This window comes from Staphylococcus sp. HMSC36A10 (assembly GCF_001838845.1).
In the GTDB taxonomy this organism is placed as follows: domain Bacteria; phylum Bacillota; class Bacilli; order Staphylococcales; family Staphylococcaceae; genus Staphylococcus; species Staphylococcus aureus.
In genome coordinates this window covers 23,815-34,517 of the sequence record NZ_KV839130.1, presented here as the reverse complement: position 1 = coordinate 34,517, position 10,703 = coordinate 23,815, and the positions used below count along the sequence as shown (strand labels likewise).

Annotated in this window: 13 protein-coding genes and 2 other annotated features (1 of these 15 running past the window's edge); of the genes, 1 reads left to right on the top strand and 12 read right to left on the bottom strand. The window is 32.1% G+C overall.

The window, feature by feature from the left end:
- Positions 1-679 precede the first annotated feature (679 nt).
- The 7 genes from rpmA to HMPREF3247_RS12165 all read right to left on the bottom strand — a co-directional run bounded on the left by rpmA (position 680) and on the right by HMPREF3247_RS12165 (position 4,140).
- Positions 680-964, bottom strand: a complete 285-nt coding sequence (gene rpmA, locus HMPREF3247_RS12195; RefSeq protein ID WP_000916187.1) for a 50S ribosomal protein L27 — start codon at positions 962-964, stop codon at positions 680-682.
- An 11-nt stretch (positions 965-975) separates the two neighbouring features.
- A complete protein-coding gene (locus HMPREF3247_RS12190; RefSeq protein WP_000633692.1) occupies positions 976-1,296 on the bottom strand; it encodes a ribosomal-processing cysteine protease Prp in 321 nt (106 codons plus the stop codon).
- Positions 1,297-1,301: 5 nt separating this feature from the next.
- Positions 1,302-1,610: a 50S ribosomal protein L21 gene (gene rplU / locus HMPREF3247_RS12185; protein WP_000457386.1), complete on the bottom strand. Its 309-nt coding sequence runs from the start codon at positions 1,608-1,610 to the stop codon at positions 1,302-1,304.
- A gap of 12 nt (positions 1,611-1,622) precedes the next feature.
- Positions 1,623-1,876: a sequence feature (ribosomal protein L21 leader region), on the bottom strand.
- A gap of 26 nt (positions 1,877-1,902) precedes the next feature.
- A complete protein-coding gene (gene mreD, locus HMPREF3247_RS12180) occupies positions 1,903-2,433 on the bottom strand; it encodes a rod shape-determining protein MreD (RefSeq protein ID WP_001259925.1) in 531 nt (176 codons plus the stop codon).
- Entirely contained in the window at positions 2,433-3,275 is an 843-nt protein-coding gene (gene mreC, locus HMPREF3247_RS12175) for a rod shape-determining protein MreC (protein WP_000911041.1), read from the bottom strand. Before mreC ends, mreD begins: the two co-directional genes overlap by 1 nt.
- Before the next feature lie 198 nt (positions 3,276-3,473).
- Positions 3,474-3,593 (bottom strand): hypothetical protein, encoded by a 120-nt coding sequence (locus tag HMPREF3247_RS12170; RefSeq protein WP_000840602.1) that lies wholly within the window; start codon positions 3,591-3,593, stop codon positions 3,474-3,476.
- 73 nt (positions 3,594-3,666) lie between these two features.
- Entirely contained in the window at positions 3,667-4,140 is a 474-nt protein-coding gene (locus HMPREF3247_RS12165) for a DUF4930 family protein (RefSeq protein WP_001236734.1), read from the bottom strand.
- A gap of 159 nt (positions 4,141-4,299) precedes the next feature.
- Between HMPREF3247_RS12165 and HMPREF3247_RS14590 the strand changes: the two genes are divergently transcribed.
- Positions 4,300-4,497, top strand: coding sequence for a hypothetical protein (locus HMPREF3247_RS14590; protein WP_072467374.1), 198 nt, complete (start codon positions 4,300-4,302; stop codon positions 4,495-4,497).
- 116 nt (positions 4,498-4,613) lie between these two features.
- Here the strand turns inward: HMPREF3247_RS14590 and HMPREF3247_RS12160 are convergent, their stop codons facing one another.
- From HMPREF3247_RS12160 to HMPREF3247_RS12135, 5 genes are all read right to left on the bottom strand, one after another.
- Positions 4,614-4,898: a hypothetical protein gene (locus HMPREF3247_RS12160; RefSeq protein ID WP_000171859.1), complete on the bottom strand. Its 285-nt coding sequence runs from the start codon at positions 4,896-4,898 to the stop codon at positions 4,614-4,616.
- A 67-nt stretch (positions 4,899-4,965) separates the two neighbouring features.
- Positions 4,966-5,652 (bottom strand): RadC family protein, encoded by a 687-nt coding sequence (radC, locus tag HMPREF3247_RS12155; protein ID WP_000692886.1) that lies wholly within the window; start codon positions 5,650-5,652, stop codon positions 4,966-4,968.
- Positions 5,649-6,356, bottom strand: coding sequence for a prepilin peptidase (locus tag HMPREF3247_RS12150; RefSeq protein ID WP_000261108.1), 708 nt, complete (start codon positions 6,354-6,356; stop codon positions 5,649-5,651). The genes radC and HMPREF3247_RS12150 overlap by 4 nt, the downstream gene beginning before the upstream one ends.
- A 275-nt stretch (positions 6,357-6,631) precedes the next feature.
- Positions 6,632-7,903, bottom strand: a complete 1,272-nt coding sequence (locus HMPREF3247_RS12140; protein ID WP_001108346.1) for a bifunctional folylpolyglutamate synthase/dihydrofolate synthase — start codon at positions 7,901-7,903, stop codon at positions 6,632-6,634.
- Positions 7,904-7,915: 12 nt separating this feature from the next.
- On the bottom strand, positions 7,916-10,546 hold the full coding sequence (locus HMPREF3247_RS12135; protein WP_000425353.1) for a valine--tRNA ligase: 2,631 nt from the start codon (positions 10,544-10,546) through the stop codon (positions 7,916-7,918).
- 43 nt (positions 10,547-10,589) lie between these two features.
- Positions 10,590-10,703 (bottom strand) — a binding site (T-box leader) (it continues 188 nt past the right edge of the window).

Sequence of the window (10,703 nt, the reverse complement as noted above, 5' to 3'; positions counted from 1 at the left end):
TTAGCGATTAGGGGCTCTTATGCAGTTGCTTTTATAAATCTTTGCTTTAAAATACTTATATTTCCGAGTACCAAATATGATACTTTTTTGCTTTTTATACTGCAACTGTATTCTTTTGTCCCCTTATAGTTTAGCGATTAGGGGCTCTTATGCAGTTGCTTTTAAGTTTACTTTACTCAAATTGCTGATATTTCCAAGTACCAAACATGATACTTTTTTGCTTTTTATACTGCAACTGTAATCCTTTTAGCCCCTTATATATTGTAAATAATTAGGGGCTCTTATGCAGTTGCTTTTAAATTTACTTTACTCAAATTGCTGATATTTCCGAGTACCAAATATGATACTTTTTTTGCTTTTTATACTGCAACTGTATTCTTTTGTCCCCTTATAGTTTAGCGATTAGGGGCTCTTATGCAGTTGCTTTTAAGTTTACTTTACTCAAATTGCTGATATTTCCAAGTACCAAACATGATACTTTTTTGCTTTTTATACTGCAACTGTAATCCTTTTAGCCCCTTATATATTGTAAATAATTAGGGGCTCTTATGCAGTTGTACATTTAGTATAACGTCTAAAATTCCCATTTTTTAATAACATAATTAAAATAATAATGAAAAACCTTTTATAAAAAGTAAAAAACACCAGAAGATTCACTTCTGGTGTTAACTAGACAAAATTATTCAGCTACTGCATATACAGAAACTTGTTTTTTGTCGCGACCTTTACGTTCGAATTTAACAACGCCGTCGATTTTAGCGAATAATGTATCATCGCCACCACGACCTACATTTTCACCAGGGTAAATTTTAGTACCACGTTGGCGATATAAAATTGAACCACCTGTTACGAATTGACCGTCAGCACGTTTAGCACCTAAGCGTTTTGATTCAGAGTCACGTCCGTTTTTTGTAGAACTTACCCCTTTTTTAGATGCGAAGAATTGTAAGTTTAATTTTAACATCGGAATGCACCTCACTTATAATTTAATCTAATATTCTCATTATATTCTTCTTCAATAGTTTGTAAAGACACAAGCATTGTTTGAAGAATTAGTTGCGCTTCATCGTTATTTGTATCAACGCTTCTTATATGAAAATGACCACCATTGTCGTCATAATTGATATCTGGTCTCTCAGATGTCAATCCTATAATCGCATTAACACTACCAAACAATACAGCTGAAGCTCCAGCACAAACGATATCATGACCATATTCACCATGGTCAGCATGGCCATCCATAATAACGTCTGTTACTTTGCCTTCATCATTAACTGTAATATCAACAGTAATCATAATAATTACGCGTTGATTTTATCGATTGTTAATTTAGTGTATGGTTGACGATGGCCTTTTTTACGTTTTGAATTTTTACGACGTTTGTATGTGAATACAGTGATTTTTTTACCGCGACCTTGTTTATTAACAGTAGCAGTAACTGTTGCACCTTCAACTGTTGGCGCTCCAACTTTAACTGAATCTCCACCTACAAATAATACTTTATCAAATGTAAAAGTATCTCCTTCGTTTACGTCTAATTTTTCAACGAAGATTTCTTGACCTTCTTCTACTTTGATTTGTTTTCCACCTGTTTCAATAATAGCAAACATACTTTGCACCTCCTGTATAATAAGTCACGCCATACATAGGTGACATTTCGTTATTGAGTCAAGCGTTTGCACTCTATGTTGTTTCGGTCGCAACTCGAGTCATTTATAAACATAAACTCTTCTCGTTTCTTCCTTCAACGCCTTGATTGACAATCGCTTTCTTTCAATAACTTCTGCAAATGAGTCAAGCGTTTGCACTCTGTGGGAAAATCGCTTTCTTCATTAAAAATGTTCTTGAACCTATATTTGAGCGGTTGTATGTAGCTACTTATAACTACTCAACTATTGCATCTTACCATTGACGACGTTTCATGTCAATGTCATTGTTTGTTTTTTTAAGGAACTTTATAATCAACGGATAAAGCATAATCAACAGTACAAAATTCATAATTAATGTTGGCAATAATCTAAAGACTACAAAATGAATAATATCAAATTGAATGAATCCTAACATACCGTATATTAATGCCACATAGACTTCTAATAATAAGGTGCTGGCTAATATAATAATGAATAACATCGAATGATCTTTGTAAAAAATTTTAAAGAATCGATCTATAAGTGCTAAAAATAATATATAGCCAAATAAGTACACTCCATAAATACTACCAAAGTATACATCAGTCATTACGCCTAAAAATATGCTGAGCAATAATGATACGCCAAAGCCACGATACACTACCATCATTAAAATATACATAAATGTAAGGTGTGGTACAAATACAAGTTCAAACTTACCTATGTGCATTGGAATAAGAAGCCCAATTGCAGTATCTATATAAAATAGTAAAATACCTATCAAAAAATAATACAGTGTACGCATTATTTATCCCTGCTTTCATCATCAGGAATTGTTTTAGGATCTCTTTTTGCAACATAAACATGACTCAAATCTGTTAAGTCTGCACCAGTCTTAACCCTAACTTCTTTAGCTAAGCCGTATTGATCATTTTGAACCTTAGTCACTTCTCCTATATATAAATTACTTGGTAGTTGATCAGCTAATCCACTTGTAACGACTTTATCACCTTTTGAGATATTATCTCTATTATTAATGTCACTAATTACAAGTTCTGAGTTCTTTTCATCATAACGATCAATTAAACCAAATATATTTTTAGAACCGTGTTGTATATTTACAGATAATTTACCCGCACGTGTATTAGTTGAGATTAAATCAACTTGTGAAGAAAATTTATTAACTTTAGTAACTCTTCCAACAAAACCTTGTGATGTCATCACAGCCATATTTGAAGTTATACCTGATTTAGATCCCTTATCAATTACAATTGTATTCATCCACTGATCCGGATTTCTTGCCAAAACCGTAGTAGAAATAGGATCAAATTTTGAAATATCTTTTAAATCAAGCTCTTTTTTTAATTTTTCATTTTCCGCTTCTAATTGTTGGTTCTTAGATTCTAACTGGCTAATCTTATTTTTAGATTCTTTAGAATCTCCTTTTTTAAAAAAGTCCCCAATCGTACCAGCAACAAAATTAACTGGATAACTCACAACTCGTTGTCCAAAAGACACAGAATCACCTATATATTGTTCAGGAGGTGATTGAGATTGTGAACGTATGGACAGCCCAATTAATGCAATAAAAACGATAATTGCACATAAAACAACAATTAATTTGTTATTTTTAAAAAACTTAAGCACCCAGAACACCTCTATTATGTCAAAATATTGTATATCCTTTTCTATTTTATATTACTCCCATTATGAAATAAAGCACTAACTACGAATTACTTTGAAAATGAACAACTCCGTAAAAAATTTGTGGCATTTTAAAAACAAAAAACTACTAGCAAACATTCCAGTCACTAGTAGTTTAAATAATCGATTTAAATTTTAAAATTATTTGTTTGTATCGTTCGAGGATTCACTGTTCGAATTCTGAAGTTGTCTCCAACGTGCGAATAAGTTCTGGGCCTTTTGTTGTTCATTAGCTTGTTTCTGTTTTGATTGTTCTGCCATTTGAACTACACCAACCTTTTAAATTTATTCTAGTGACAGGATAACTAAAATATATTTCTTATGCAATAATTTCCTATTGATAAGCATTTTCGGGTTTTAGTTGTAAATTTTGCCCTAATTCATTTAAGTCTTGTTGCATTTCAAATTCAGTATTGTAAACACGCATTGACTCATCTCCAAATTTATAAAGAATAAATTCGTCTCCTCTTTGACCTATAATATATTGATCATTATAAGCCATGCGATTCATTCCAGACACAGCCATAAACTCTTGTTTATCTATCATTTTAAATACATTTTTAATTTGGCTTAATGGTACATTCTTTATTAAATCATTTTCTTTTAATGAATATTTCTCACCACTTACATAAACATGTTGGGCATCATTAGTGGGTTGCGTAACTTGATTCATTTGATCATTATCGTGATTTACAGGATTCCAATCTTGTTCTTTTAAAAAAGGTGCGTATTTCAAGGCGATATAAACAATTATCACAATTGCTATTACTGCTATAATGTTTTTTATCATACTAAATATCAATCTCATAGTTCGCCTCCAATGTCTTCATCTAATTATATATTTTATTATGTATATTTTCCTCAGTCTTCAGCCTTAATCATGATATATCTTAGGACTGATGCACGTTCATTTAAAATAGCTTATAATTTTGTTATGATTTAAAAGCGTATGGGGAGGTTTGTAGCATTGAGTATACTAACAATTATTTTAATAGCACTATTAGTCATCCTCCTTTTTAGAGTTGGACTTTCTATTTTGCGATTTTTAATTTATGTCGGACTTGTTTTAATATGTATTTACTTAGGATATCAAGGTTTAATTTGGTTGCTCGATTTTTTTCAAATAAATAGTGGGTTTTTACCGCACTTTCAATTTAACAATTAAATTTATTCTGCATAACAAAACTCCTAATGTACTAGTTTAGAATTTTTTAACTAGTTCCACATTAGGAGTTTTAATTTGTTTTCAAGCACGGATACTACTTGATGAACAGATTACTATTACTTACGCCCAAATGCGTTAGATAAAAATCGTATCAGCGCGTAGCTACCACTTAGTAAAAGGCCCCAAACGATTCCAGTAAAAATTGAGCCAATTGCTACACTTAATAAAGGAAAAGCTTGTTTCGTAACGATCACACCTGCTAACGCCGTTACTAAAATACCTAACGTAGATAAAGCTAATGTTATTAATAGATTGCGCTTTGTTACAGGTTCATTTTTAATATTTAACTGCATGGTATAAACCATTGGCACGAGAACCCCGATAATAATAAATAGAGTCACTATTTTTCCTCCAATGAAAGTACTTCGTAGGTATTATACACAAGATACGTCATTAATTCTATCAACTTCAATCATTTTCATCAAAGTAACCCGCTTCAACAAGACTGGTAAATCTATTATCACCGATTATAATATGATCCAATAAATCTATCCCTAAAATCAAACCACACTCCTTCAACCTCATTGTTGTTATGATATCTTCTTGTGAGGGCGTTACATCACCGGATGGATGATTATGAACTGCGATGATTGCATTGGCATTTTCTCTCACCGCAATACTAAAAATTTCACGTGGATGTACAATCGAACTATTTAATGTACCTTTAAAAACACAGGTTTCTTTAATCACTACATTTTTTGAATTTAACAATAAAATGACAAAATGTTCTTGTGTTAAATCTTTCATTGTTGGAATCATATAATCAGCAACATCACTTGGTTGCGTTATTTTTATACGATTATTTTCAGCTCTTCTCCCCATCCTTTCCCCTAACTCAAATGCTGCTTTTAAAGTAATTGCTTTTTGTAATCCAATCCCTTTAACTTGTATCAAATCGTTAATTGAAGATTTTTTCAATTCATTCAGATTCGAAGCAGATTTAAGCAGTTCATTACTAATGTCTATGCTCGAGAATCCTTTTCTTCCGGTGTTAATTAATATAGCTAATAATTCTGTATTCGAAAGACTTTTTGCACCATGGCTTAACAAACGTTCTCTTGGCATTTCCGAAGTTACCATTTCTTTAATTTTCAAAAATATACGCCTCCTAAGAATTGATAGATATCATTATAAAAAAGTGAATTGATAAAAAAGGAAATAAATATAAATGGAACAAGGGGTAATAGTTTAATCGGCTTAAATATCATGGTAATTAAAGCAACTAAACCAGCAATGACAAATGTAAATAAAATGACATAAATAGTGAATTGGAGAGGGAAAAACAATGAAAGTGCAGATATTAGTAAAACGTCACCATAACCAATATATGCCCGAAATAAAAAGTAGAATATATGCGTGGTCATACTAATAATGATAAAAGCTACTGGATAAATCATACTTAACGAGAGAGAAACGATACAATAAATTATAATTAAGCGACAATCTAACATTAAAGAAGTGATATCGGTCATAGTAAAAATAAGCAGAAAAACATATGTAGTTATAAATAGCGTAGCATTTACGTTTGTGAAATCATACTTAATAAAGACGATAGGTATTAAAGCAAAGGTTTCCCCTAAGAAATGTGTTAGGGAAATACGCTTTCGACAGTTTCGACATCGCCCTTTTAATAATAAAAAACTAATAATCGGCATTAATTCATACCATTTGAGTGACGAATTACAATAATCACATTTCGATCTTCTATGTAAATAATCAAATGACGTTTCTTCTATAGATATAAATTGATATAGAAAACTAAAGATACAACTGCAACTATAAGATAACAATACTACCAAATGACAACCTCCTTATGTAAATTATAGTTAGTTATTACCAAAATGTAAATATACACTATTTTTCAAGAATTGAACCGCTTTTTCATTTAAATTTTTCAATACTGCTAAGCATAATTGATGGATACTTTAACAACCCATTACTGCTCGGCAAAATTAATAATGGCAAGAAATTGAACCTTATAAACACATACGATTTAGAGCATAAAAAATAACCATGAAGCTCTACCTATTGATTAAATAGATTCTTCATGGCTATTTTAGTTTTAGTTTTAGTTTTATAATGCTTCAAAGTCTAATTTTGATTTAACTTCACTTATGAAATACAGACTACCGGTAATTACTAATGTATCACCTTGATAATTTTTTATAAATTCAACGTAGTCATCTACTAATTGTATTTCATCATTTTCAATACTACCTACAATTTCTTCTTTGCGTAACGCTTTCGGAAAATCAAATTCAGTTGCATAAAACGTATGCGCAATTAAACTTAAATGTTTGACCATCTCGTTAATCGGTTTTCCGTTTATTGCTGAGAACAAAATATCTACTTTTTCTTTATCATGGTACTGTTTAATTGTATCAATTAGAGCATCTATACTCTCTGAATTATGTGCGCCATCCAAAATGATTAAAGGTTTGTCATGCACCTGCTCAATACGTCCAGTCCAACGAACTGATTCAATACCGTCTATCATCTTATTGAAATCTAATTCAATTAATCCTTGTTCATTTAATTCAATAAGAGCTGTTATGGCTAATGCAGCATTTTGTTTCTGATGTTCACCTAACATACTTAAAATGATTGTTTCTAATTCATAATCTTTATAACGGTAAGTAAATTCATCATTTTGCGATACAACAACAATTTCTCTATCTAATTCAATTGGCTTTGCATGTTGTTCAATTGCGCGTTCACGAACATATTTTAATGCATCTTCATTTTTAACAGCATATATCACTGGAACGTTAGGCTTTATAATCGCGCCTTTATCCCTAGCAATATCTAGATAAGTGCCACCTAAAATATCTGTATGGTCTAGACCGATACTAGTTAAGATTGATAAAACCGGTGTAAAGACATTTGTCGAATCGTTCTTTATACCCAATCCAGCCTCAACAATGACAAAATCAACAGGATGTATTTCACCAAAATATAAAAACATCATCGCTGTGATTATTTCGAATTCAGTTGCAACACCTAAATCTGTTTCACGTTCCATCATTTCACTTACTGGTTTAATACGTGATACTAATTCTACAATAGCGTCATTTGATATTGGCACACCATTTAGACTAATTCGTTCATTAAATGTTTCAATAAACGGCGACGTAAATGTACCTACTTCATAACCATTTTCAACTAAAGCTGTTCTAAGGTAAGCAACTGTAGAGCCTTTACCATTTGTGCCACCTACATGAATACCCTTAATGTTATTTTGAGGATTATTAAATTGTGCTAGCATCCATTCCATACGTTTAACACCTGGTTTGATGCCAAATTTAGTTCTTTCGTGTATCCAATACAAGCTCTCTAGGTAATTCATTGTTACTAACTCCTATGCTTTTAATTGTTCAATTCTTGCCTTCACACCATCATATTTTTCTTGATAATCTTGTTTTTTACGTTTTTCTTCATTTATAACCTTTTCAGGTGCTTTACTTACAAAGTTTTCATTAGAGAGCTTTTTATCTACTCTATCTAATTCGCTTTGAAGTTTAGCTAATTCTTTTTCCAAACGGCTGATTTCCTTATCCATATCAATTAGCCCTTCTAATGGTAATACCACTTTACCTGCAATTACAACTGATGTCATTGCTTTCTCAGGAATTTCCACGTCAGTGCTAATATTTAAGGTACTAGGATTACAGAATTTGATTAAATAATCTTTGTTTTGTGATAAAGTTGTTTCAATTTCTTTATCTTTAGCTTGAATTAAAATAGGTATTTCTTTAGACAATGGCGTATTTACTTCTACACGTGATTGTCTTACAGATTTAATGATTTCAACAAGTTGTTGCATTGTTTGTTTACTTTCTTCAAAAATCAATGATTCACGCACTTCTGGCCATGAAGCTTTAACAATTGTGTCACCTTCATGTGGTAAACTTTGCCATATTTTCTCTGTTACAAATGGCATGAATGGATGTAGCATTCTCATAATATTGTCTAAAGTATAACTCAATACTGAACGTGTAACTTGTTTTTGTTCTTCATCATTACTATTCATTGGAATTTTACTCATTTCAATGTACCAATCACAGAAATCATCCCAAATGAAATTATATAATGCACGTCCAACTTCGCCGAATTCATATTTGTCACTTAAATCAGTAACTGTTGCAATCGTTTCATTTAAACGTGTTAGAATCCATTTATCTGCTAATGATAAGTTACCACTTAAATCGATATCTTCAACTTTAAAGTCTTCACCGATATTCATTAAACTGAAACGTGCCCCATTCCAGATTTTATTGATAAAGTTCCACACTGACTCAACTTTTTCAGTTGAGTATCTTAAATCATGTCCTGGAGATGAACCTGTTGCTAAGAAGTAACGCAAGCTATCAGCACCGTATTCGTCAATAACATCCATTGGATCCACACCATTACCTAATGATTTACTCATCTTACGCCCGTCTTCAGCACGAACTAAACCGTGTAATAATACATCATTAAATGGACGACGATCTGTAAATTCTAAGCCTTGGAATATCATGCGTGCTACCCAGAAAAAGATAATATCGTAACCTGTAACTAAGGCATTTGTTGGGTAGTATCGTTTAAAGTCTTCACTTTCTAAATCAGGCCAACCTAACGTAGAGAAAGGCCATAAAGCACTTGAGAACCACGTATCTAATACATCTTCATCTTGTTGCCAATTTTCAATATCAGTTGGCGCTTCTTCTCCAACATATATTTCGCCTGTTTCTTTATGATACCAAGCCGGAATTTGATGACCCCACCATAATTGTCTTGAAATCGTCCAATCTCTAATATTTTCCATCCATTGGTTAAATGTATGTTCGAAACGTTGCGGATAAAAATCAATACGATCATCTGTTTTTTGGTTATCTAATGAACGTTTCGCTAAGTCTTCCATGCGCACAAACCATTGTGTTGATAAATATGGTTCAACAACAGCGCCAGATCGTTCTGAATGACCTACAGAATGAACATGATCTTCAATCTTGATAACTAAATCTTGTTCTTTTAAATCTTTAACTAGCTGTTTACGACAATCAAAACGGTCCATACCTTCATATTTACCCGCTTTGTCGTTCATTTTACCATTTTCATCCATAACGATAATATTTTCTAATTGATGTCTTTGACCAATTTCAAAATCATTAGGGTCATGTGCTGGTGTCACTTTCATAGCACCAGAACCGAAGTCTATATCAACATACTCATCTGCTAAAATAGGCAGTTCGCGTCCTACGATTGGTAATATAACAGTTTTACCGATTACATCTTTGTATCGTTCGTCATTAGGGTTAACAACAATCGCTGTATCACCTAACATCGTTTCTGGTCTTGTTGTTGCAATTTCAATAAAACCTTCACCATCAGCGTAAGGATATTTAAAATGATAAAACGCACCTTGAACATCTTCATGTATTACTTCAATATCAGATAAAGCTGTACGTGCTTTAGGATCCCAATTTATAATACGTTCGCCACGATAAATAATTCCTTTATTGTATAAATCAACAAAAACTTTTTTAACTGCTTTACTTAAACCTTCATCTAAAGTAAAACGTTCTCTACTATAATCTAAACCTAGACCTAATTTAGCCCATTGCGCACGAATAAATGACGCATACTCTTCTTTCCAATCCCATGCCTGTTCTAAAAACTTTTCACGACCAAGATCATATCTAGTTATTCCTTGTTCATTTAATTTAGCTTCTACCTTTGCCTGTGTCGCAATACCAGCATGATCCATACCTGGTAAGTATAACGTATCGTATCCTTGCATACGTTTCATACGTGTAATGATATCTTGTAAAGTCGTATCCCATGCATGTCCTAAATGTAATTTACCAGTTACATTTGGTGGCGGGATAACAATTGTATATGTTTCTTTTGATTTATCTTCTGACGGTTTAAAATAACCATTCTTTACCCATTCTTCATAACGTCCCGCTTCAACTTCACGAGGATCATATTTTGGTTTCATTTCCATTTGCTATACCTCCTAAAAAAATAAAAATATCCATCCTATATACAAATAGGACGGATATTCCGTGGTACCACCTATATTCAAGAAGGATGATTAATATCAAATTCACTCTTTTAACATAATTGGAATAATCATACCAATACTATCATCGTGAAATTTG

Bases quoted from the DNA above. Each gene is read 5' to 3' on its own strand.
- HMPREF3247_RS12190 (WP_000633692.1), bottom strand. From the start codon at position 1,296: ATGATTACTGTTGATATTACAGTTAATGATGAAGGCAAAGTAACAGAC.
- HMPREF3247_RS12165 (WP_001236734.1), bottom strand. From the start codon at position 4,140: ATGAGATTGATATTTAGTATGATAAAAAACATTATAGCAGTAATAGCA.
- rplU (WP_000457386.1), bottom strand. From the start codon at position 1,610: ATGTTTGCTATTATTGAAACAGGTGGAAAACAAATCAAAGTAGAAGAA.
- mreD (WP_001259925.1), bottom strand. From the start codon at position 2,433: ATGCGTACACTGTATTATTTTTTGATAGGTATTTTACTATTTTATATA.
- HMPREF3247_RS12140 (WP_001108346.1), bottom strand. From the start codon at position 7,903: ATGAATTACCTAGAGAGCTTGTATTGGATACACGAAAGAACTAAATTT.
- HMPREF3247_RS12170 (WP_000840602.1), bottom strand. From the start codon at position 3,593: ATGGCAGAACAATCAAAACAGAAACAAGCTAATGAACAACAAAAGGCC.
- rpmA (WP_000916187.1), bottom strand. From the start codon at position 964: ATGTTAAAATTAAACTTACAATTCTTCGCATCTAAAAAAGGGGTAAGT.
- HMPREF3247_RS12135 (WP_000425353.1), bottom strand. From the start codon at position 10,546: ATGGAAATGAAACCAAAATATGATCCTCGTGAAGTTGAAGCGGGACGT.